This is a genomic window from Tessaracoccus lubricantis (genome assembly GCF_039544535.1).
Taxonomy (GTDB): domain Bacteria; phylum Actinomycetota; class Actinomycetes; order Propionibacteriales; family Propionibacteriaceae; genus Arachnia; species Arachnia lubricantis.
Genome location: NZ_BAABLV010000018.1, coordinates 1 through 24,328, shown reverse-complemented (window position 1 = coordinate 24,328; position 24,328 = coordinate 1). Strand labels below are relative to the sequence as shown.

Here is a 24,328-nt window from a genome sequence, read left to right as displayed (position 1 = left end):
CGGTGGGGAACCTGCGTGCGGGCCTGATCGGCCTGGGGTCGATGGGGCGTCACCATGCCCGTAACCTTCGGGCCATCGACGGCGTGGACCTGGTGGCCGTGGCGGATCCGGGCGGTGACCCGTTCGGGGTGGCCGGTGACCTGGAGGTGCTGCCGAGCGTCGAGGCGCTGATCGAGCAGAAGCCCGACTACGTCGTGGTCGCGACGCCGACGGTGTACCACGAGGAGATCGGTTTGGCGTTGGCCGGGGCCGGTATCCATGCGCTGGTCGAGAAGCCGCTGGCTGCCGACACCGGTGCCGCGCGTCGGCTGGCCGAGGCGTTCGCGTCGAAGGGCCTCATTGGTGCCACCGGTCACATCGAGCGGTACAACCCGGCGCTGCAGGAACTGCGCAAGCGGTTGGAGCACGGTGACCTGGGGGACCTGTACCAGATCTGCACCCGTCGTCAGGGGCCGTTCCCGGCCCGGATCGCCGACGTCGGCGTGGTGAAGGACCTCGCGTCGCACGACATCGACCTGACCGCGTGGGTGACCCAGCGCAAGTTCGAGCTGGTGGCGGCCCGCACGATGAGCAAGGCCGGCCGCGAGTACGAGGACATGGTCTCGGCCACCTGCCAGCTCGAGGGTGGGTTGATGTCGAACCACCTCGTCAACTGGTTGACGCCCACCAAGGAGCGCCTCACGATCGTGACCGGCGAGAAGGGCATGTTCGTGGCCGACACGCTGACGGCGGACCTGACGTTCTACGCCAACGGCAGCGTGCAGACCACGTGGGCAGACATCGCGCAGTTCCGCGGCGTCTCGGAGGGTGACGTCACCCGTTTCGCGATCCCGAAGCCAGAGCCGCTGCGCACCGAGCACGAACAGTTCCGCGACGCGGTGCTCGGGCTGGAGGCCGACATCGTGACGATGGAGCAGGGCGCCCGCGTCGTCGAGGTGTGCGAGGCGATGATCGAGTCCGCCAAGACGGGCCAGTTCATCACCGTCTCGTAACGGGACAGGCATCGGAAGAGGATGGTCGCGGCACGTCGCCGCGGCCACCCTCAGTCGTCTACCGGGACGAGGGCCACGTGGTCAGGGAGCCCGTAGTAGATGCGCAGCGTGGGCAGGTAGCCCGACACGAACGCGCGAGGGTAGGTCATCTCCGGGTGGGGCAGTCGGTGCGGCACCGCGACCTCCACGGGTGCGTCCGCGTCGACGGCGGCCTCGATCGGCCCGACGATGCGGCCCTCCACGAAGCGCTCGTTCTCCCGGACACCGCGCAGGGTCGCGTCGAACCAGACGGCCGACGGCACCACGAGCAGCAGCGCGAGGCCGCCGGCGACCCGACGGTTGGCCCGCCGTCCGACCGTGAGGCGGGCCAGCGCCGCCGCCACGGTGAGCGCCAGCAGCGCGAGCGGCATCAGGTGGACCCGCGTGTTGGCGACCCCGGACGCGAAGACGAACACGCAGGACCCCGCGAAGCCCAGCCAGGCGAGGGCGGTGGCGGTGCCCAGCCGTCGGGCCGAGAGCGTCAGCGCGACGCCGACCGCAGCCATCGCCAGGACCATCAGGGCGAACACCACCGCCATCAGGGGCAGCCGGCCGCTCGGGAACTCATCGAGCGACAGTGAGGGCACGCGGATGCGGAACATGCCGGCGACCACGAAGAACGCCGCGGCGATCGCCGCCGCCCCGGCGAGGAACCACCTCTCCCACCGGGGCAGTTCCTGACGCATCGCGGTGGCTGCCAGCAGCGCCACGACGGCGAACCACAGCGGCCATCCCCGCGTGAGCAGCATCGACGCCGAGACCGACGTGCCGTGGAGGACGCGCTCCACCACCGTCGCCTCACCCACGACCCGCCCCGAGCGGAGCCAGAGCCCGGGCGAGGACATGTGCACGACGAAGGCCACCACCGCACAGGCCACGAGGAACCAGGACTTGGCGCCCAGGCGTAGCCGGCCGAGGGCCACCACCCCCACGGCGACGGCCAGGCTGGCGGTCGAGGAGACCTCTTGCATGGCGTCGGCCAGGAGGATCGCCACACCGGCGAGGGCGACGGTGGGCCAACCCACCGTCGACCCGGTGAGCAGCCGCTGGTGGACGCCGATGGCCAGCGCCAGCAGCCCCAGCGGGGCCACGTAGTTGACCGCGCCGGCAGCCCAGAAGATGCCGTCGCCGAACATGCCCGGCGCCAGCCAGCAGACCACCGGGAGGACGCCCAGCCCGACGGCGAGGGTCCAGCCCTGCCGGGCTGGGTGGCGGCCGACGGCGGCCCAGCCCAGCCCGAGGCCCGTGGCGGTCAGCATGAATGGCGCGAACAGCGGGTAGAACCACTCGCCGGGGCGGAGCAGCAGCCGGAGGACCGCGTCCGAGAGTCGCCCGTTGCGTCGCGCCCAGTCGTCGACCAGGGAGTCCCACCAGTAGTCGGGCGTGAACGTGCCACGCGGGTGGCCCGGGTCCGCGAGGAAGGCGTAGTCGTCGCCCGCCAGGAACCAGTGCCGGAAGAGCCATCCCCAGGCGGCCACGCTGAGGAGGGCGATGCCGACGATCACGAGTCGTCCACCCCACCGCACGTCCCGCTGCACGGTTTGCGAAGTCATGCCAGGCCCCCTCTGGTCGCTACCCCCGCAGGCTAACCCATCGAGGGCCCGCCGACGTTCCGCACGATGCCCTCGCGTCGCCGCACCCCACCCCGTGGCGAGGGTGGGGTAGCCGTGTCGCAGGGCGTCGAGGCCGGCCAACCGCGCGGCGGGCTGTATGGTGTGGCGGAACATGGCTGGTCGGGGCAGTCGAGAGGAACGGGGGGCCGCGGTGGCGGGGATCTTCATGTCGGGCGGATGCGTGATTCGCGACACCTTCGAGCAGTTGAAGCATGAACACGAGTTGACGGGGTACGTGGCTCGCCAGTCGCTCATCAGCGCGGCGTCGGCCCCGACTGCGCTGGGCACGGACTTCGAGCCCAAGGGCTTCGAGGACCGGCAGGTGCTCGGCGACCTCACGTCGTCGCTGTTCGGCCGGATCGAGGAGGTGCACGCCACCACCGACCTCCTGGTGCTCGACCTGCTCGTCGAACGGCTCGGCGTCGTCGCACTGCCCGACGGCACCCACGTGACCCGCACCCCGCACCTGAACCGAACCGGCATCCTCGGCGACCTCTTCGCCTCCTCCCCGATGATCAAGCTGGGCACCCGGGAACACTTCGACCTCTGGCGCCCGGCCGCCCAACAACTGGTGGACCTGCTGAGGTCCTTGGGGATGCTCGAGCGCACGATGCTCCTGGAGACCCCGTTCGCCACCACCACCATCACGGGCACCCCCGTGAAGCCCTACGCGGGGTGGACGCCCGAGATCGTCGTCGCCAAGTACTCGATCTACTACGGGTTCCTGCGCGACGCCGGCGTGCCGAGCGTGCGCATCCCCGACGAGCTGGTGGTCTCGGACGACAACCACAAGTGGGGCGCATCGCCGTTCCACTACGCCCCGGAGACCCACGACTGGCTGCGCGACACCATCCGCGCCGCCCTCACGGTGTCGCCTGCGGGCCCCCCGCTGGTTCCCGCTGCGTAGCCCCATCCTCCGACGCTGTAGGCTGTGGCCTGTGTCCGGCGAGGGCCGGAGTGTGAGGAGAATCTCAGGTGAAGATCACCGTCGTAGCGCTGGGGAAGATCGGTCTGCCGCTTGCCGTGCAGTTCGCGGATGCCGGGCATGAGGTCATCGGCGCGGACGTGCAGCAGGGCGTGGTCGACCTGGTCAACGCCGCCACCGAGCCGTTCCCGGGGGAGGCCCACCTGCAGGAGAAGCTGTCCGAGTTGGTGCCCGCCGGCCGGTTGCGCGCCACCACCGACACCTCGGCCGCCGTGGCGGAGTCCGAGGCCGTGGTCGTGGTGGTGCCGCTGTTCGTCAATGCCGAGGGCGTCCCGGACTTCGAGTGGATGGACGACGCCACGCGCTCGATCGCTGCGGGGCTGAAGCCGGGCACGCTGGTGTCGTACGAGACCACGCTGCCCGTGGGCACCACCCGCAACCGGTGGAAGGGCATGCTCGAGGAGGGCTCGGGCCTGACCGAGGGTCAGGACTTCCACCTGGTGTTCTCCCCGGAGCGGGTGCTGACCGGCCGGGTGTTCGAGGACCTACGCAAGTACCCCAAGCTGATCGGTGGCCTGTCCGAGGAGGGCGCCCGCCGCGCGAAGGACTTCTACGAGGCCGTCCTGACGTTCGACGAGCGCCCGGACCTGCCGCGCGGCAACGGCGTGTGGGACCTGGGCTCGGCTGAGGCTGCCGAGATGGCCAAGCTGGCCGAGACCACCTACCGCGACGTGAACATCGGCCTGGCCAACGAGTTCGCAAAGTTCGCCGGCAAGAACGGCATCGACGTCTACCAGGTCATCGAGGCCTCCAACTCGCAGCCCTACTCCCACATCCACCGCCCGGGCATCGCGGTGGGCGGCCACTGCATCCCGATCTACCCGCGGCTGTACCTGTGGACCGACCCCGACGCCACCGTCGTGGAGACCGCCCGCAAGGCCAACGCCGGGATGCCCGCCTACGCGGTGCAGATGCTGGCAGACGCCGTGGGCGACCTCAACGGCAAGCGGGTCGCGGTGCTCGGTGCCTCCTACCGTGGCGGCGTGAAGGAGACGGCGTTCTCCGGCGTGTTCCCCGTGGTGGCGGAGCTGCGTGAGCGCGGCGCCGAGGTGGGCGTGCACGACCCGATGTACACCGACGAGGAACTGGCCAGGTACGGGTTCGCTCCGTACCACCTGGGCGAGCAGGCGGACTACGCCGTGGTGCAGACCGACCACGTCGAGTACCGCACCCTGAGCAAGGACGACCTGCCCGGCGTCTCCGTGATCGTCGACGGCCGCCGCAGCCTCGACCCGGTCGACTTCCCGGGCGTCGACATCCACGTCATCGGCCTGGGCTGATCCGCGCTGGTTGAGCCCGTTTCGCTCCTCGAACAAGTCGAAACCCCCGGGGGTTCCTGCAACCTGGATTCAGGTGGTGGGAACGCTTGGGGGTTTCGTCGCGCTCGCGCTGCTCGTTCCTCGCAGGCGACCGGCTCAACCAGCGAAGGCGACCGGCTCGACCAGCGAAGGCGACCGGCTCAGCCGGCGAAGTTGAGCAGGGCCTCGATCACGCGCTCCGACGCCTTGCCGTCACCGTAGGGCTGGCCCTGGTCGCCGGTGGGGGCGGGGCGCACGATGACGTCGGAGAGTTGCGCCAGCTCGGGGTCGAGGATGTTCCACCCGTCGTCGAGCGTCTCGGTCCATTCGGTCTCGGTGCGGATGGTGGTGGTGGGGGTGCCGAGGAGGAACGCCTCCTTCTGCAGGCCGCCGGAATCCGTGACGACGCCGGAGGCGGCCATGACGGCGCGCACCATCTGCGGGTAGGCCAGCGGCTCGACGGCGAACAGTGAGCCGTTCGACAGCGACAGCCCGTGCTTCTTGGCCAGCGCCACCAGCCGCGGGTGCGCCAGCAGCACCACGGGCACGGGGGCGGCCTTCAGGGCTTCGAGGATGGCGCGGAGGCGGTCGGGGTCGTCGGTGTTGTCGGCCCGGTGGATGGTGGCCAGCGCGAACGGCTGCGACGGGTCCACCTGCGCGGGCAGCTGCGGGGCGTCGTCGGCCACGGCATCGCGGGTGGCCAGGCACACGTCGGTCATCACGTCGCCGACGAGCAGGGCGCGGTGGGCCAGGCCCTCCTTGGCGAGGTTGTCCATGCCCACCTGCGTCGGCACCAGCAGCAGGTCCGACAGGTGGTCGGTGATGATGCGGTTGTGTTCCTCGGGCATGCGGCGGTTGAACGAGCGCAGGCCCGATTCGAGGTGCGCCAGCTTCACGTGCATCTTGACCGCAGCCATCGCGGCCGCGGCGGTGGAGTTGGTGTCGCCGTAGGCCAGCACCCAGTCTGGCTGGTACTTCTCCAGCACCGCGTCCATCTCCGAGAGCATCGCGCCGGTCTGCCGGCCGTGCGTGCCCGAGCCCACCCCCAAGTGGGCATCGGGGGCGGGGATGCCCAGGTCGCGGAAGAAGACGTCCGACAGCAAGGGGTCGTAGTGCTGCCCCGTGTGGACGATGACGTGCTCCACCCCGTCGTACTGCTGCGCGGCCCGCACGATGGGGCCGAGCTTGACGAACTGGGGGCGGGCACCGACGACGCTCATGAACTTCACGCGCCCAGTCTGGCACAGCGCGGCCCGCGCACCGTGCAGCCGCGACGGAGGGTCAGTCCTCGCGGCCCTGCCAGGTGCAGACGCACACCTCGTTGCCCTCCGGGTCTGCGAGCACCCAGAAGCTGGGCGCGTGCGAGTCGTCGACGATCCTGCCGCCCGCCCCGGTGGCCGCGTCCAGACGGGCCTGCGCCTCGTCGTGCGGGACGGTGAGGTCGATGTGGATGCGGTTGCGCTGCGGCCGGGGCTCGTCCATCTGCTGGAACCAGATGGCTGGGCTGATGAGGTCGGGGTCGGAGAGGGCCACGCCCTTCAGTTCCCACCCGGTCACCGCCGCCCAGAACTTCGCGACGGCGGGGATGTCTAGCGCGTCGATGGCGATCTCGTACTGGGCCAGCCGCTGTGGCTGGAGCTTCAGGCCACGCTCGGCCACCAGGTCCGCCACCGCCTTGCCGAGGCGGACATCGCGCTCGGTCAGCGCGCCGACGTCGTGGCTGGCGACGGCGAGGTGGACGAGGTTGTAGCGCAGGTCGATCTCGGGGTGGTGGTCGTGTTCCGAGGCGATCGCGGCAACGGCGTTGACGAAGCTGAGGGCCTCGTCGAACGTGCCCGCGTCCACCATGAGGTGCATGCGGCCGAGGAGTGGGCGCCACTGGGGGAGCGCGTCGTGGGCCTGCTGGCTGGTGAGGTTCGTCATGCTTCACCCTAAGCCGCCGGCCGCGCACGGAAAAGACTCCTTGGGGCCCATCGGCCACTCGGGCCGACGGTGGTGTCGCGCGCGCCAAGTAGAGTTGCGCGTGGCTCGTCCACCGGCAGAAAGGCGCATCGTGACCGAACGCAAACCCCGTGTCGTGCTGTTCCGGCACGCCCCCGTCGACTTCGACTCGCGGGCAAAGCGCATCGCCGGCACCCTGCACCGGGGCGGTTTCGAGCCCATCATCATCTCGCTGGAGCCGGCGGGCGGGAAGTCCGAGGAGTTCCTCCTCGACGGCGCCATCCGCGTGATCCGGGTGCCGCTGGCGTTCCGGCCGAAGGAGTCGCTGCTGAAGGGCGGCACCGCCGACCCCGCCGCACCCGACGCGGCCGGCGAGCGGGTCAGGGCGCTGCGCCGCCGTCGTGGCGTGTACGCGGAGCGGATCAAGGGCGCCGACCCCGCGTCGGCCAAGGCCGCCGCCCACTACGCGAAGCTGACCGCCCAGATGGCCCCGTTCGCCGCCCAGCGCATCGGGCGCAAGGTGGCGCACAAGGTGGGCGGCGCGCTCGAGACGGCCACGGCCCCGCTACGGTCGGGGCACGCGCGCAAGGACCTCTACCGCGACCTCGACCTGGCCACCACGCTGCCCATCGCGGACCACGCCACGTACACGCTGCGCGACCTGCTGATCTCGCTGCGCCCCGACATCCTCCACGCGCACCACCCCAACGTGCTGCCCGCCGCCTGGCAGGCGCTCGACGCGCTGCGCTCCGCAGGCCACCCGGTGCGCGTCTCGCTCGACATCCGCGAGAACTTCACCGGCCTGCCGGAGAAGGAGATCGGCGACGTCGTGGGCCACCGCACCCTCCTCGAGGTGCAGCGCCGCTTCATGCCGTACGCCGACTTCGTCACCTCGGTCAACCAGCAGATCGCCGACATCGTCACCGAGCAGTACGCGCTGGAGCGCCCCGCCGTCGAGCTGCGCAACTACCCGGTGCTGGCAGAGCCCACCGGCCCGCGCACGGTCCGCGAGGCCGCAGGAGTCGACGACGGCACGCCGCTGATCGTCTACTCCGGCGTGATGAGCCGCGCCCGGGGCATGGACACGCTCATCGACGCCATGGCGCACGTGCCCGCCGACGCCCACCTGGCCATCGTGACCATGCCGCTGCCGCACCCCATGGAGCCCGAGCTGATGGAGCAAGCCGAGGGTCTGGGGGTGGCAGAGCGCATCCACTTCGTCCCCGCCGTCGACCAGGGCGAACTCATCCACTACCTCGGCGGCGCCGATGTCGCCGTGCACCCCATGCCCGGCGGGTCGCCCAACCACGACCAGGCCATGCCGAACAAGCTGTTCGAGTACCTCCACGCCGGCCTCACGTTCGTCACCTCCGACGCCAAGCTGCTGGCGCAGTTCGTCACCGACAACGGCATGGGCCGGGTGTTCCGCTCCCACGACGCGCAGGACCTCGGCCGGCAGCTCACGGCCGCGCTGGCAGAGCCCGTGCCGGCCGAGCACCTGAAGGCGCTGGCGGAGCGCTACTCCTGGCAGCACAACGAGGGCGTCATCCTGCGCGAGTTCTCCCGGCTCGCCACGCTCGCCCAGGCAGACCCGCGCGCCGGCCGCGCCAGGATCGTGCCGGCCGAGGCGCCGTTCCGCGCGCCCGGCTCCACCGTCGAGCCGCCGCACGTGGTGCTCTTCCGGCACGCGCCGGTGGACATCGACACCCGCGCGAAGAAGATCGCCCAGACCCTCAGCCGCGGCGGGTACCGCGTCACGATCGTGTCGGTCGAGCAGCCGGGGACGCAGCCGGGCGAGGCCGTGATGAACGACGTGCGGATCATCCGCGTGCCGCTGAAGGACGCGCAGGCGCCCGCGGCGAAGCCCACCTCGATCCCGGAGCGGCTGGTCGCCAAGCTGCAGCGCGACGCGCCCGCCCGCATCCGCGCGCTGGTCACCCCGCCCGAGCAGCGCCCCGAGGCCATCATCGACGCGCACACCAGCACGTTGGCAGACCTGCTCGTCGGCCTGGAGCCGGACGTGCTGCACGTCCACCACCCCTACGTGTTCGACGCGGCCCGCGTCGCCATGCGCCGCCTCGGCCCCGAGGCCCGCCTGGTCTACGACGCGCGTGAGAACTGGGCCGGCCTGCCCACCGTCGAACGCGGTGCGCGCGCCCGGCACGAGATGCTCGTGCACGCCGAGGCGGGCGGCATCGTCCACGCCGACGGTGTGCTCACCGTCGCCGAACCGCTCGCCGACGACCTCAAGCAGCGCTTCCACCTGCCCCGCCGCCCGCTGGTGGCGCTCCACTACCCCGTGGAATATCCCCTGGCGGGCACCCGCACCGTGCGCGAGGCGCTGGGCCTGGGCGGTGACGTGAAGCTGCTGGTGTACTCCGGCGTGCTCAGCCGCGCGCGCAACATCGACCTGCTCATCAAGGGCCTCGCCGAGCTGCCGGAGCACGTTCACCTGGCGCTGGTGGCCGTGCCGTACCCGCACCCGCAGGAGGTGGAGCTGCGCAAGGTGGCAGACGCCGCCGGCGTGGCGCAGGGCCGCCTGCACTTCGCGCACCCGGTGGACCAGCACGAGCTGGCGTACTACCTGAGCGGCGCCGACGTCGCGGTCTCGGCCATCCCGAAGGGTTCGCCCAACCACGACCTGGCGCTGCCGAACAAGCTGTTCGAGTACCTGCACGCCCGCCTGCCGCTGGTGCACGCCGACGCCGCGGCCATGCGGGCCTTCACCCGGCGAGAGGGCACCGGCACGGTGTTCCGCAGCGGAGACCTGAATGACTACCTGCGGGCGGTGCGGCAGAACCTCGAGTCGCCGGTGCCTGCGGACCTGCTGGCGGAGAAGGCCGCCGAACGCACGTGGCAGCGCCAGGAGGCCGACATCCTCGGGCTCTATGACCGCATCACCGGGTTCGTGCACACGCCGCCACCGCCGGAGTTCCCGCCGATGACCGTCACCGAGGCGGTGCCGGGCCGGGATTAGTCGCCCAAACGGGCAACTCGCCTGCGCATCGGCGCGAACAAAGTGCGGTTGGCTGAGGCTGTTGCTTGACTTAAGGCTCACTCGAGATCGACGAAGATGGCCTCGAGCATCTGCTCGCCGGTCCTTCGACCGCTCGTAGGACTCGCGGCTCAGGAGACGTTCCCTGAGCCGGGCGCCCAGCGCCCGGTCGAAGGGCGCCAGGCCTGGTCTCGGCCTCGAGCATCTGCTCGCCGGTCCTTCGACCGCTCGTAGGACTCGCGGCTCAGGAGGCGGCCAGCCGCCAACGACGAGGGCCCCGGAGCAACAGCTCCGGGGCCCTCATCAGTTGGTGGGGATCAGGTCCAGATGATGTTGACGCCCAGCGCAACGAGGACGTCGAGCACTGCGCGCAGGGCCAGCGGGATCTCGTTGTCGCTCAGGTCGAGCGTGGTCAGCCCCGTGAGGGTGACCAGCGCCGAGGGATTGGTGATGTCGTTGCCGCTGAGGTTCAGCACGTCGAGCTTCACCAGACCGTCCAGCGCGGACAGCTCGACGATGCTGTTGTTGCTGAGGTCGAGCACCTCGAGGTCCACGAGGCTTTTGAGCACCGACAGGTCGACGATCGCGTTGCCGCCGAGGTTCAGGTCGACGAGGCCGGTCAGCTGGTCGAGGCCCTCGAGGGAGACGATGCCGAGGCCGCTGCAGTCCAGCACGGTCAGGTCGACGGTGGCGTCGACGACGGTGTCGGCCGCGATGGCCGCCTCGATGCACTCGCGCAGGTTGGCGTCGACGATCAGGTCGAGGTCGATGCCCTTCACCTCACTGGGGTCCGACGGGCCGGTCGGGCCGGGGGTGCCGGGAGTGCTGAAGCGGACCATGTTGTTGAAGATCCACTGGCGCTGCCATTCGTAGCCGCCGGGCGTGCTGGCGATCACGTCGGCCTCGATGTAGGACCGGCAGCCGCCGCGACCCGTGGCGGGGGTGTCGCACTCGGTGCGCCACTTGCGGCCGTCGGTGGCCGTCCACGCGCCGGTGTAGCCGAGGGGGTTGCCCGCCCACAGCGACCTCGGCGATGCCTTGTAGGTCAGGTTGTTGAACGCCCAGTCGGTGGTCTGGACGAACTTGCCGTCCTCATATTTCACGACCGTGGCCATGATTTCCGTGCGGCAGCGTTCGGTCTGCGAGTAGGGCTCGCAGGTGGTGCGCCACTGGCGGTTGTTGACGTTGTGGTTGCCAGGCGTGATGTAGATGTCCACTTCTGCCTGGGCGGGCTGTGTTGCAAAGACGAATCCTGCAGCGGTGAGTGCGAAGCCTGCCCCCAGAGCTGCGAGGTTCTTGATCCTGTTGGTCATGTGGATCTCCTTCCTTGCGGTCGAGTCGAACACGACGACGGGGTCAGGCTCGCCGCAATGGTGCGGCCCGTTAGGGTGGTTTCATGCGCGCTGTCATCGTTGAAGCCCCTGGAGACGTCGACGTCCTGACCCTGGGGGAGGCGGACACCCCCACGCCCGGCCCCGGCGAGGTGCTGGTCCGGACGGTGGCCTCCGGCGTGAACCGCGCCGACATCCTGCAGCGCCAGGGCCACTACCCGCCGCCCCCCGGCGTCACCGACATCATCGGGCTCGAGGCCAGCGGCGTCGTCGAACGGGTCGGCGAGGGGGTCGAGCGTTGGAAGGAGGGCGACGAGGTGGTCGCCCTGTTGTCCGGCGGCGGCTACGCGGAGTTCTTCGTGGCGCCCGAGGGCCAGCTCATCCCGCCCCCGCCCGGCGTCGACCTCGTGTCGGCTGCGGGGGTGCTCGAGGTGGCGGCCACGGTCCTGTCGAACCTCCGCGTCGGCAACCTGGCCCACGGCGAGGTGTTCCTCGTGCACGGCGGCGCCGGCGGCATCGGCACGTTCGCCACCCAGTACGCCAAGGCTTTGGGCGCCGTCGTCGCGGCAACGGCCGGCAGCGAGGACAAGCTGCGGCACTGCCGCGAGCACGGTGCCGACTTCGCGTTCGACTACCACGGCGACTGGGTCTCGGCCCTCAAGGAGGCCACGGGGGGCGCCGACGTGATCCTCGACATCATCGGCGCCAAGTACCTCGAGGCCAACGTCAAGGCGCTCAAGAAGCGCGGCCGCATGGTGGTGATCGGGCTGCAGGGTGGCGTCAAGGGCACCCTCAACCTGGGCCTGCTGCTGTCGAAGCAGGCGACGATCAGCGCCACCTCGCTGCGTTTCCGTCCTGCGGCCGAGAAGGCGGAGATCTGCGCGGCCGTCGAGGCTCAGGTGTGGCCCATGCTGGGGGACGGCCGCATCCGCCTCTCGCCGGAGACCCGCATCGCGTTCGACGACGTGCGCGCCGCCCACGAACTCCTCTCGGGTGGGAGCAACGTGGGCAAGATCGTCCTGGTCCACTGAGCCCGGCTGAGGGGCGCCCAGCCCCGACACGCCGAGGTGCAGGAGTGTTTCCACTTTGCTCGCGGAATTTTAGTACCGCCACCAAACAGCGGCCGACAAGCGCCTGAGGGCTGACGAACCTCCGTCTCCGCCGCGAGCGGCGAATATGTCAAATTCTTGGGGTATTGACGCTTTCGTAACGGCTGTTCTAGCGTCGGCCTCAGCCAGTGCTGGCCAGGGGGAGCAAGGTGCGGCCCCCGTACGTCTAGGCCCCGCGGAGCATGCCCTCACGCTCTCCGCCGTGCCTTTTTCGATTCTTGGGGAAGTCATGGAACAAGTCAGCATTCGTCGACCCTTGGCATGGATCATCGCCATCGCAGTCCTCGTCAGCGGTATTTTCGCCGCCTCATTCAACCGGGCCTGGGCCGCAGACCCGGGCGTCAACACCATCAAGGGATTCCTGTCGACGAACGGCACGGGAAACCTGGCCGCCTGGTCGAAGGACCTCGGCAAGGTGGGGGCGTTGGCCCTCCCGCTGCCCCTGGTGACCTCGTCGCCGGGGGCCTTGTTGGGTTCGGACGACGTCATCCAGAAGGTGGTCGCTGACACGATCTCCGCCATCGACAACTTCACGGAGCTGACCACTGGCGAGTTCGACTTCACGCTGCCTGACGGACGCAGCGGCACGCTGTTCACCGACGCCAACCAGGTCGGTGACGGCTGGCGGGTCGACTTCCGCGCCGCCGTCAACCGCACCGTCTCCGGCCTCGACCTCCACCTCGCCGACGACGGCGCCGGCATCGACCTGTCGGTCACCGCCGGAGTCAGCGCGGCCGTCACCGCAGAGCTGAAGTTCAGCATCCAGGAGGACGGCGCGGGCGGCGCCTGGCTCGTCCATGACGACGCCCCGGCCACCCAGACGCCCCGCATCTCCATCGGCGTCGACGGCACCCTGACCGCCAACGCGAAGGCCGCCGTCGGCATCCTCGGCGTGACCCTGACCAACTCCACCCTGTCGGTCAAGCACCACACGGTCGCCACCATGAACGACCCCAACAACGACGGCAAGCTCGCCTTCGTCGGCAACCAGGGCGAACTCGCCGCCACCGGCTCGCTCGAGGGCCTCGTGCAGGCGAACCTCGACGTGAACTCCACCAGCTCCGTCTCCGGCCAGTTCACGCTCGGTGCGGACACCAGCATGACGGTCCCGGGCTTCCCGACCTCGGTCAACGCCACCGTCGCCGTCAACTGGGCCGACATCACCCAGGGCACGCCGTCGATCACCACCACGGGCTTCGACGCCACCCTTGGCCGGTTCCAGAACATGAACCTGCAGAACCTGGCCGACGGGCTCGCCCGCGTCATCACGGCCGTGACCGCCATCCAGCAGCGAAAGTTCGACAGCGGCGGCGGCGTGCTCAGCGGCAACCTCGACCTGCCGTTCATGCGCGGCACGCTCGCCGACGTCGTGGCGATCGCCGGGCCCCTGAAGGACTTCCTCGCCGACAACGTCTGGTCCGACGGCGACCCGGCCCGAATCGGCACGCCCAAGTTCAGCTCCCTGCAGGACCTCCTGACCAAGCTCAACGCCAGCCTCGACCTGGGCACCGTGAGCTGGGACTCCACCAACAACAAGTTCGTCATCCCGCTGGAGTTCGAGGGCACGGCATCCGGCGCCCTGGACAAGGCCGCCGAGGACCTCTCCGGCTCGACGAGCACCTTCACCGCCACCACCATGACCGTGGCCGGCAGCCCGTGGGCGGACATGGACCTCACCGGCCGGCGCGTCGTAGCCGGTTCCTCCGGCGGTGAGATCGCCAGCAACACGGCCAACTCCATCACGCTCACGTCCGAGTGGACGCCCGAGGTGCCGACCGGCACCGTCAACTGGGTCATCTCCGGCCCCGAGGAGCGCACCGGTGCGATCTCGTTCGCCGACGTCCTGACGAACGACGACGGCGCGGGCATCCTCGGCGCCAACGCCGAGGCCAGCGCGGCCGTGGTCAGCGCCACGCACAAGGCCACGATCACCGTCGTGCTCGACCTGGCCGACCCCGTGACCGGCGCCGCGTGCGCGCCGGCCGACAAGGCGGGCCAGGCCTGCCCGTACGAGACCACCGTCGCCGGGATGAAGACGACGGTCGACCAGTGGCCCATGCCCACGGACCGCGTGATGCTGCGGACCGGCACGACCATCTACACCGCGGACTTCCCGATCGAGTCGGCCATCGACCTGCAGGCCCGAGCGGGCTTCTTCAAGGTCAACATCAAGGGCGACCTCAAGGTGTGCCGCTCGACGCAGAACGACACGTGCAGTGACACCGGTACCGCACCCATGGTGTCGATGGCGCTCAAGCCCATCGGCGACGCCCAGCACGACATCCGGCTGAGCGAGCTGGTGGCCATGCTGGTGACCGCTCCCGGCAGCGTCCTGACGCCGTCGGTCAAGATCAGGGCGAAGGCGACGGCGACCATCACCGTGCCTGAGCTCGAGGGGTTCGTGGGCAACGACGTCACGTTCACGCTCAACTGGACCGACCTCGCCGACCCCGACACGATCGCGTTCACCGCGCCGAACTTCTCGAAGCTGACGTCGCTCGACTTCTCGACCGACAACCCCAAGGCCCTGTTCAACATGGTCATCAAGCAGCTGCAGACCCTGGTGCACAACATCGCCGAGGCCGACCCCGGCACGGGCAGCGCTGCGTACAACACCAAGCTGCCCGGCATCGGCCGGTCGCTGCGCGACCTGGTCCTCAGCGACCAGGCCAACGGCGACGCGGGCGTCACCTACGGCGCCAAGACCCTCGTCGACAGCACCCGCACGACGGCCGCGGCTAAGTTCACCGAGGCCATGGTGGGCCGCGCGATCACCGTCGGCACGCAGGTCAACATGGTCGAATCGGTGAGCGCCGACGGCACCACGCTCACCATGGTGAAGAACTGGGATGCGTTGCCCGTGGCAGGCACCCGCTACACGGCCCGCGCCGCGCTGCTCGACGCCGTCGACTGGCTGGTGGCGAACAACCCCGACACCATCCAGGACCTCGTCAAGCAACTGAACTCGCGTCTCGGCGGCACGCCGCTGTCGGTGGCCTACGTTCCGGCTGCGGCGCCCAACCCCGCCAGCCTCGTGCTGAAGGTGGCCTGGGACCGCAGCTACCGCACCGACACCCCGATCGCGGTGGACCTCGGCGCGCTCGGCGACGTCGTCACGGTCAAGGCCGCAGGCCAGGCGCAGGCCAGCGTCACCGGCTCGATCAACGTGGGCGTGGTGGTGCCGCTCAGCACCGCCGACCCCGGCTTCAAGGTGATGCAGGACTCCAACATCTCGGTGCACGCCAACGCCTCTGGCGAGGGTGTGCTCACCGGCAGCCTCGGCCCGCTGTCGCTGTCGCTCGGCGACCCCTCGGGCGCCGAGGGCGCACAGAAGGCCAAGGTCGCCGTCGACCTCGGGATGCGCATCGGAGTCGACGGCGCCACCGCCAACAACCCGGTGGACTGGGCGACGTTCCTCAGCAGCGCCGGCGTGAAGCTCAACCCGACCGGCATGGCGACGCAGGGCGTCAGCTGTGAGACCGGCATCACCACCGAACTCATGGCCTGCGCCAACGTGCCGCTCTTCGCCAAGGGCGTGAGCGACTACAGCTCGGTGGGCGCGCTCAAGGTGCGGCTGCCCCGGTCCTCCGACCTGGCCGACCTCGTGCCCAGCGGCAACCTGCCGGCACCCGACGACGCGCTCGAGCAGCTCGACATCCCGGACGACCTCGCCGCCCGCATCGCCGCGGCCGTGCTGGACTTCAGCAAGTTCGAACACGGGCTCGACAGCTACCTGAGCATGACCGAGCTCGCGCTGCGGGCAGCGTCGTTCGAGGGCAAGCTCCCGCTGGTCGGCAAGGACCTGCAGCAGGGTGCCGACTTCCTCGGCAGGCTGCGCACCACCCTCAAGACCACCCTGGGCGGCCTCACCACCGCCAGCCCGCGGGCATGGGTGGACGAGCTCAACGCGACCCTCGCGCAGAAGCTCACCGACGCCGGCCTGACCGCGGTCACGCCCGAGATCGGGATGGAGTGCAAGCTGTTCCTCGAGCCCGTCACCGGCCTGACGGCGCAGGCGCAGCCGGTGCCGGAGGCTGGCGCCGAGGGCGTGGGCACCTACAAGTACCAGGTGGTCGCCTATCAGGGCCCGCCGGATGCCAAGTCCGAGACCGTGCCCAGCGCCGCGTCGGCACCCGTCCAGCAGTTGGCGTTGTCCGCCACCAACACGGTGGCGCTGACGTGGACCGCGGTGGAGGGCGCCATCGGCTACAAGGTGCTGCGCAGCGGTCCCGCCGACGGCGCCGACTTCAAGTTCGTCGCCGACGTCACCACCACCAGCTACACCGACACCGGCGTGGCGTCGTCGGAGTACGACCCCGTGGGCGAGAAGCCGCAGCGGTACGACTGCCCGGCAGACCAGGTCAAGGGGGTCACGCTCGAGATGACCGTGCGCGACACCGTCAGCGCGGCCTCGCGCCCGCTCGACATCGGCATCCCCGGCCTGTCGCTCAAGGCAGACCCCGCCAGCGGCCAGAGCACCGTCAACGTGGCGGCCGAGTTCGCGCTGCACATCAAGGTGGGCATGAACCTCGACGACGGCTTCTACGTGGCCACCCAGGACGGGTGGGACGTCGTGGACGGCACCGCCGTCGCCAGCCCTGAGCTGGGCGTCGAACTGACCGTGACCATGCCCGCCCAGTTGCAGGCGAAGCTCGCGTTCATCGGGGTGGACATCACGCCACAGGGCTCCACGCAGGTGTTCGGGGGCCACTTCAAGGTGGACCTGAAGAAGCCCGGTCAGACCGGCAGCTGCTTCGAGGCCGGGGCCGCGCTCTGCTCGCCCAGCGACTCGTCCAGGCTGACGTTCGCGGACATGGCCACCGCCTCGCCGTCGGCGATCTTCGCGATCTCCATCGGCGCCGCGGTCACCATCGACTGGGACATCGTGTCGCGCATCGAGATCAACGGCGACAAGTCCCTCCTGCCCGGGGTGAAGGTCAACTTCGAACTGGGCTGGACGATCTCGGCCGACAACGACGGCGGCTCGCTGCAGGCGAGCATCGGCACGCCGACCATCGCGTTCAAGGACTTCGCGATCGACGCCGGCGCGGTGTTCGCGGAGATCCTCGGCCCGATCCTGGAGAAGGTCAAGAGCGTCACGGGCCCCGTCCAGCCGATCATCGACGCGATCTACGCGCCGCTGCCGGTGCTCTCCGACGTCAGCAAGGCCGCAGGCGGTGGCGACATCAGCCTGTTCACGCTGGCGCAGACGTTCAGCACGCTCGCCGGCGGGCCGGACCTCACGATGGTCAAGCGCATCACCAACGTGATCGCACTGATCAACGCGATGCCCGAGTGCACGGTCAGCGACTGCTGGATCCGGCTGGGCAGCTTCAACGTCGACGGCGCCTCGGCGCTGAACACGAGCCTGACGCCTGACGTGGCCGGCGACCTCATCACCGCCCCGCAGCCCGAGGCCGACGTCCTGGGCAAGCTGAACCAGGCCTCCGGCAAGACGGTGTTCAGCTCGGGGACCGCCACCGGCAGCGCCAACGAGGCAGGCATCACGTTCCCGATCTTCCAGGAACCGACCAAGGCGTTCTCCCTCCTGATGGGCGGCGACGTCGACCTCGTCAAGTTCGACTCGGGCAACCTGTCGCTGGGCTTCTCGTTCAGCCAGGAGTTCGGGCCGGTCTACGCCCCGCCGCCGGTGCTCATCACGCTGTCCGGCTCGGCGTCGATCACGGCTCGGATCCGGGCCGGCATGGACACCTACGGCATCCGCAAGGCCATCGAGATGCGCGACTCCGCGAACGCGGGCGAGCTCGTGGTCAGCGTCCTCGACGGGCTCTACTTCGACACCAACGACGAGAACGGCAAGCCGCTGCCGGTGGTCACGCTCAAGGGCGAGATCGCGGCGGGCGCGATGGTCAGCGTCGTCGTCGCCTCCGTCGGGGTCGAGGGCGGCATCGGCCTCACCGTCGGCCTCTTCTGGAACGACCCGAACAACGACGGCAAGTTCCGGCTCACCGAGTTCGTGCAGGCGCTGCTGATCAATCCGCTGTGTCTGTTCACGGCCTCCGGACGGGTCTACCTGTTCCTGGAGCTCAACATCAAGATCGGCGTCAGCATCTTCGCCGTGGAGTTCTCGGTGCGGCTCGTGGAGCTGACGCTGCTGGACTTCACGGTCAAGGTGGACTGTTCGCCGCCACCGCCCAACGTCGGCGGAGTGGTGGGTGACACGCTGTACGTGTTCACCGGCAAGCTCGGCACCGACGGGTACCGCGGCGCCCCCTGGGGCGCCAAGGCGGGCAACGACCCGGAGGTCATCAAGGTCACGCAGCTGCACTACGCGCAGACCGCGGCCGACCCGACGGGCGCCAACGACAACTACGACGGCGTCAAGGTGCAGATGCTCGGCATCACCCGTGAGTTCCACGACCCGGCCATCACGCGTGTCGTGGTGGACGGCACCAACAGCCCCGTGGGCATGAAGTTGACGTTCAGCGGTGAGGGCAAGCGCCAGTCGGAGACGTCGGCGCCGGATGCACCGCCGCCGCCCACGAAGGTGTTCGACCGCGAAGTGGTCGTCAAGGGCACCAGCTCCGCAGACCAGATCACCGCGGGCAACGGGCGCGCCCGGATCGACGGCGCAGGTGGCGACGACGTCATCACCACCGTCGACACGGGCAAGACCTTGGGTTCCGTGGTCTCCGACGCATGGGTCGCCGGTGGTGCCGGCATCGACAACATCACCGTCGGCGACGGTGACGACCTGGTCGCCGGTGACGCCACCCTCGCCTTCACGGCCAACACGGCTGCGCTGGTCACGGCCAAGGCGACGGACGCCGAGAGCGATCCGCCGGACATCCCGGCGGGCACCGTCATCGACCCCGCCTCCGCCAAGAACCCGACGACGCAGGCCGAGGGTGCCAACACCGGCAACGACGTCATCCGGGTGGGGCTGGGCAAGAACACCGTGCGTGGCAACGCCGGGGACGACACGCTCTCGGTGACGACCAACACGCCGACGCTGTCGTCGAAGGGCAACATCCTCATCGGCGACAACGGCAGCGACAAGATCAACGGCGGCGCCGGGAACGATGCCATCTTCACGGGCTCCGTCTCGATGGACCTGAGTGATCCACTCAAGGCCGACCTGCTCGACGTCGACGGCGACGGGACGACGGATGTCGCCCCGGCCGGGAACCGGGTCAACTCCGGCGAGGGCAACGACAAGGTCTGGGGCAGCACCGCTGTCGACTTCCTGACCAGCGGCTCGCTGTCCAGCCAGTCCACGCAGCTCGTGGGTGGCTCGGCCAACGACGTCCTCGTCGGCGGCCTCGGCACCGACAAGCTCTACGGCGGCCCGGGAGACGACTACCTGTCGGCTGAGCCGGCCACGGTCGGCGAACCCGACGCGAACCCGCACACGATCGACGGCGTGGTCTACGGCCCCCTGCGGACCGTCACCTCGGTGGGTCTCCCGGCGGGCGCGACCCCGAGCACCAAGACGCTGGTCGGCGGCTACGGCAACGACCACATCTACGGCGGCGACGGCGCGGCGTTGGTCTACGGCGACAAGTTCATCGCGGCCCAGCAGTGCAAGGCCGGCACGACGGTGGCCTCGGATCCCGTGGCGGAGACGAGTCCGGCTGACGCGCAGGACGGCAACGACTTCGTCATCGGCGGCGCCGGTGTCGACACCGTCTCCGCCGGCGGCGGTCATGACCGCGTCCAGGCCGGCGGCGGCGCTGACCTGGTCTGTGGCCAGGCCGGCAACGACAAGCTCGACGGGCAGGGCGGCGACGACCACCTCTGGGGTGGCTCGGGCGTCGACACCGCGTGGGGCGGCGACGGCGCGGACAAGGTGTTCGGCAACGCCGGCAACGACGTCCTCTACGGCGGCAACCACGTCGACGTCATCGAGGGCAACGACGGTGATGACTGGGCCTCCGGTGGCCACGGCGACGACCTGGTCGTCGGCGGCACCCGGGCCGCCGCCAAGGCGGACGGCGCGGACCAGTTGTTCGGTGACGAGGGCGAGGACCGGTTGATCGGTGACAACGCCACCGCCACGGCTCCCGGCGTGCCGGTGGACCTGGCGACGACGGACCAACCGTCGACGCTGGGCGGCAAGGACACCATCCACGGTGGCGACGCCAACGACACCGCGTTCGGCGGCCTCGACGACGACACCGTCTTCGGCGATGCCGGCGAGGACCACCTCGAGGGCAACAACGGCTCCGACGTCATCTCCGGCGGCACCGGCCACGACATGATCGCGGGCGGCTCGTGGGAGCAGGCCTCGGCAGGCGTCGGCCGGCCGGATGCGGGCGACCGCATCTACGGCGACGAGGGCGACGACCTGATCGCCGGCGACAACGCCATCATCACGGCGGTGCCGCTGGCCCATACGGAGGCGATCCTCGTGAACCGCATCGGCCTGGGCCGCACGATCGTGCCGCTCGACCTCGGTGACTCGCCGACGGCGGGCACGTCGGGGGCCGACGAGGTCCACGGCGGCGACGGAACCGACGTCGTCCTGGGCCAGGGCGGTCACGACCGCCTGATCGGCAACGGCGGCGACGACCTCATCGAGGGTTGGGCAGGCTCCGACTGGATCGAGGGCAACGACGGTGACGACGACCTGGTCGGCGGCTCCAGTTGGGCGCTCTCGGGCAGCGGTGACGCCACCGTCGGGCAGCCGGATGCGGCGGATGCCGTCTTCGGCGGCGACGGCGACGACGCCCTGCTGGGCGACAACGGCCGCATGACCCGTCCGTCCGCCGGGCAGGCCAGCGTGGCCGCGCTCAAGCGGATCGGCTCCGTCAGCGGCGAGCTGGTGACGGCCCGTCAGATCACGTGGTTCGACCTCGCCGCCGGCGGCGCGGCCACGCGGTACGGCGACGACCGGCTCTCCGGCGGCGCCGGCGTGGACGGCGTCTGGGGCCAGGACGGCAACGACGTCATCTCCGGTGACGGTGGCGGCGACTACCTCGAGGGCAACGGCGGCGCGGACACCATCCGCGGCGACCTCGCCATCGGCCTGGGGTCTGCCAAGACGCCGGGCGCCACGGTGCTCACCGATCCCGGCTGGCCGGGCACGCCCAGCACCGGCACCCAGTTGATGGGCCCGGCTGCGGCTGACGGCCAGGACGACATCGTCGGTGGCAGCTCGCGTCGCGCGCACCGCGACGCTGGCGACACCGTCGAGGCCAACGGCGCCGACGACGTGGTCATCGGCGACAACGGCACGATGCTGCGGGTGCTCCAGGGCATGCCGGGCAGCCTGTCCGAGGCGGTCTACACGGAGCGCTACCCGATCGGCGGCGTGCCGTCGACCGCGACGGCGATCCGGATCGCAGACCCGGCGTCGGGCGAGCCGACCACCAGGTTCTGCAGCTCCGGCGGCACCACCTGCGAGCCGGTCGGTGCCTTCGGCGGCGACGTCATCCACGGTGACGACGGCGACGACGGCCTGTGGGGCCAGGACGGCGACGACCTGATCCGCGGCGGCAACGGCAACGACGAGGTCTACGGCGAGCTGGGCAGCGACGAGCTGTACGGCGAGGCGGGCGACGACGCGATCCTGGGCGACCGGGGCGGCGTGAAGACCACCTACCTCGACGGTGACCGCGGCCCGGCGGAGTTCACGATGTCGCTCAACCAGCCTCCGGCAGAGACCTTCACAGGGTTCCGCCGGGGCGTGCTGGATCGACGCATCGACCTGCACAACGACACCGACGGCGGCGCGTTCCTCGGGACGGGCGGCCAGGTCACCATCGCCCACCCGGGGACGACCGAGGGCGCCCGGGACCGCATCCGTGGCGGCCTGGGCTCCGACGTGATCGACTCCGGCGCCGGCGACGACCTCGTCAACGGCGACTCCGGCGGCGACCGCATCTTCGGCGGCAACGGCGAGGACGTCCTGTGGGGCGGCCGCGGGTGTGACCCGGTGGCCGACGCCGCGACGGCGGACTGCCTCACCGGCGGCGTGTTCGACCCGTCATCGCGTGGCGACAACGACCGGTTCGTCGACCTCGTGTTCGGCGGCGCGGGCGAGCTTGACGAGAGCAAGCAGGACGTCATCGGCTCCGACATCATCGACTGGGCACCGCGCGGTGGGTTCGCCAACTGCGTCACCGCTGACTGGCCGGTGGACATCGGCGGCCAGACGGTGGACCCGTGTGCCTGGTTCGAGATGACCGACACCACCGACACCCACACGGCCGACGACGCCCAGCACCACCAGGGCGTGGACTGGCTCTACGGCGGTCTCGACCGCGACGTGCTGCAGGGCGACGTCACGGCCAACGGCCCCAACGCGGGTGACAGGCTGATGGACACCACCGGTGCCTACAACCTGTTCTCGCACTGCAACGCGGCCTACGGCGGCTTCAACGACCTGCGGATCATGTCGCCGGACGTGCGGGACTTCGTGCACCAGATCGCGTGGGCCTCCGGAGCCGGCCAGGTGTCGACGGACGTCACGACGAAGGGCACCTCCGCCTTCGTCGAGACGGCCATGGTCTACAACACCGACATGAAGCGGGCGGCAGGACCTGCCTACCCGAACACTCCGGGTCACTTCGACATGCCGGCCTGCGCGCCGTAAAACATGGACCATTCGGCCCCATCCCGCTTTCGGGCGGGGTGGGGCCGTCTGGCGGATCGGCAACCGGGTGTGTCCCTGGCGAAGATTTGAGGCGTGCCGCCGTCGGTGCTGCACCTGGGTTGGCGCAGCCAGGTCAAGCGGGCCCGCGACTGCTACGTCCGGCTCGACAGCGGTGACTACTCCGTTGACCCGTCGGTGATCGGCACACCCGGGTCGACGTCGCCGCCGCCCACCAGGGCCACCGGATCCTGTTCGCCACCGCCACCGACTGGATCAGCCGCCTCACCGACGCCCACAACCGGGGCCGACTCGCCGCAGAACTGGCTCGGCTGCGTCGCTACGAACTGATCATCAAGTCGTCGCCGCCGCGATGATCGACCGCATCGTCCACCACGCCGACGTCATCGCCCTCAAGGGCGCCTCCTACCGACTCATTGGCCTTCACTCCGGTTCGGCACCTCGTAGTGGGTTGCTGGGAAACACAGCGGGTCGTCAGGGATGTCGAAGTACGTGTCATAGACCGTTCGGTAGTACGGCTTCACTTCCGGTGGTAGTCCCGGCAAGGGTTGGCACAGGTTCTCGTGGGAGCTGAAGGCATAGAGGAACTCGATCCCGGTGGCGATGGCCTTCGCGCCGCGTGTGAAGTCGGTGTTGCACTGCTTCACGCTGACCGATCCGCTGAGATTGGTGACGCTGATATCTCCGCCAGAGGGGCACTGCCCGCTGATCTTGCCCTCCAGCGTCCCTCCGCTGATCGTGATGGTGCCTCCGACCGTTTCAATGGTGCCCTGCAGGCTGTTCTCCCCGGCCTTGATGTGCGCCCCCGATGATTCCCACTTCGACACCGTGACCATTCCCCTCAGGATGACGGTGGACTTGTCGGCTTTGATGGAGCCGGTCGAGGTGATGCCTTCCAGCTGGTAATGCGCGTTGGCAGACTCCGCCAACGTCCAGTTACCGGAGTTGGCGCTCCAAACCACCAAGAATGTGCCGCGGCCCTCGCCGTTCACCCCGACGGCGGCCGTGTTGTCTGGTGCGAAGCCCTCCAGGTTCGCCGCCGCAGAGATCCCCAGCGGGTAGGGGTTATCGTTGAACTCGTTCTTGGCCAGGATCGGCGCCAGAACTGCGAAGAGGTTCAGATGCGACGTGCCGTTGTGTTTGTTCTCCCGGTAGATGAGCGCAGGGAACTTCTGGTGGCTGACGGATGTATCAGTGAATTCGTTCTTCTGCCAGACGACGTTGGCCATGTCAGTCCTGATGCTGGAATTCTCGAACTTCGCGCTGTCCACCGCGCCGTTGGCCGGGATGGGGTTCTCCGAGGCGTCGCGCCAGGTGCCGACCGAGATGGCCGAGTCCCGGAACTTCGCCGCCAGCACCATGAGGATGGCTCCATTGTCGACGTTGATGAGGGCGGGGTTGTTGGGGTCGGACCAGCCGCATCCGATGGTGGCGGGCCAGTCGGGGCCT

General features: G+C 69.8%; 12 protein-coding genes. 7 read left to right on the top strand and 5 right to left on the bottom strand.

The features are described from left to right. The first annotated feature begins 2 nt into the window (after positions 1 to 2). On the top strand, positions 3 to 992 hold the full coding sequence (locus tag ABEA30_RS05535; RefSeq protein WP_345580277.1) for a Gfo/Idh/MocA family protein: 990 nt from the start codon (positions 3 to 5) through the stop codon (positions 990 to 992). A gap of 50 nt (positions 993 to 1,042) precedes the next feature. Here the strand turns inward: ABEA30_RS05535 and ABEA30_RS05530 are convergent, their stop codons facing one another. Continuing rightward, positions 1,043 to 2,584: a hypothetical protein gene (locus tag ABEA30_RS05530; RefSeq protein WP_345580203.1), complete on the bottom strand. Its 1,542-nt coding sequence runs from the start codon at positions 2,582 to 2,584 to the stop codon at positions 1,043 to 1,045. A gap of 241 nt (positions 2,585 to 2,825) precedes the next feature. Between ABEA30_RS05530 and ABEA30_RS05525 the strand changes: the two genes are divergently transcribed. Further along, positions 2,826 to 3,551 (top strand): DUF6270 domain-containing protein, encoded by a 726-nt coding sequence (locus ABEA30_RS05525; RefSeq protein WP_345580200.1) that lies wholly within the window; start codon positions 2,826 to 2,828, stop codon positions 3,549 to 3,551. Between the two features lie 68 nt (positions 3,552 to 3,619). Continuing rightward, the gene (locus ABEA30_RS05520) at positions 3,620 to 4,909 is read left to right on the top strand and encodes a nucleotide sugar dehydrogenase (protein WP_345580197.1); all 1,290 of its coding nucleotides are present in this window, start codon (positions 3,620 to 3,622) and stop codon (positions 4,907 to 4,909) included. A 179-nt stretch (positions 4,910 to 5,088) separates the two neighbouring features. Here ABEA30_RS05520 and wecB read toward each other — a convergent pair whose 3' ends face one another. Beyond that, positions 5,089 to 6,156 (bottom strand): non-hydrolyzing UDP-N-acetylglucosamine 2-epimerase, encoded by a 1,068-nt coding sequence (gene wecB / locus ABEA30_RS05515; RefSeq protein WP_345580194.1) that lies wholly within the window; start codon positions 6,154 to 6,156, stop codon positions 5,089 to 5,091. A gap of 52 nt (positions 6,157 to 6,208) precedes the next feature. Beyond that, a complete protein-coding gene (locus tag ABEA30_RS05510; protein ID WP_345580191.1) occupies positions 6,209 to 6,850 on the bottom strand; it encodes a VOC family protein in 642 nt (213 codons plus the stop codon). A 130-nt stretch (positions 6,851 to 6,980) separates the two neighbouring features. Here ABEA30_RS05510 and ABEA30_RS05505 point away from each other — a divergent pair, with 130 nt between their 5' ends. Next, the gene (locus ABEA30_RS05505; RefSeq protein WP_345580188.1) at positions 6,981 to 9,845 is read left to right on the top strand and encodes a glycosyltransferase family 4 protein; all 2,865 of its coding nucleotides are present in this window, start codon (positions 6,981 to 6,983) and stop codon (positions 9,843 to 9,845) included. 335 nt (positions 9,846 to 10,180) lie between these two features. Here the strand turns inward: ABEA30_RS05505 and ABEA30_RS05500 are convergent, their stop codons facing one another. After that, positions 10,181 to 11,176 (bottom strand): leucine-rich repeat domain-containing protein, encoded by a 996-nt coding sequence (locus ABEA30_RS05500; RefSeq protein ID WP_345580185.1) that lies wholly within the window; start codon positions 11,174 to 11,176, stop codon positions 10,181 to 10,183. Positions 11,177 to 11,259: 83 nt separating this feature from the next. Between ABEA30_RS05500 and ABEA30_RS05495 the strand changes: the two genes are divergently transcribed. The 3 genes from ABEA30_RS05495 to ABEA30_RS15930 all read left to right on the top strand — a co-directional run bounded on the left by ABEA30_RS05495 (position 11,260) and on the right by ABEA30_RS15930 (position 23,209). Continuing rightward, positions 11,260 to 12,225 carry an NAD(P)H-quinone oxidoreductase gene (locus tag ABEA30_RS05495; protein ID WP_345580182.1) on the top strand — a complete coding sequence of 322 codons (966 nt, stop codon included), beginning with the start codon at positions 11,260 to 11,262 and terminating at the stop codon, positions 12,223 to 12,225. A 334-nt stretch (positions 12,226 to 12,559) separates the two neighbouring features. After that, positions 12,560 to 22,861, top strand: a complete 10,302-nt coding sequence (locus ABEA30_RS05490; RefSeq protein WP_345580179.1) for a calcium-binding protein — start codon at positions 12,560 to 12,562, stop codon at positions 22,859 to 22,861. Between the two features lie 93 nt (positions 22,862 to 22,954). Further along, positions 22,955 to 23,209 (top strand): Mu transposase domain-containing protein, encoded by a 255-nt coding sequence (locus ABEA30_RS15930; RefSeq protein ID WP_425584612.1) that lies wholly within the window; start codon positions 22,955 to 22,957, stop codon positions 23,207 to 23,209. Between the two features lie 83 nt (positions 23,210 to 23,292). Here ABEA30_RS15930 and ABEA30_RS05485 read toward each other — a convergent pair. After that, the coding region (locus ABEA30_RS05485; RefSeq protein WP_345580176.1) for a hypothetical protein at positions 23,293 to 24,328 on the bottom strand (1,036 nt) is incomplete at its 5' end.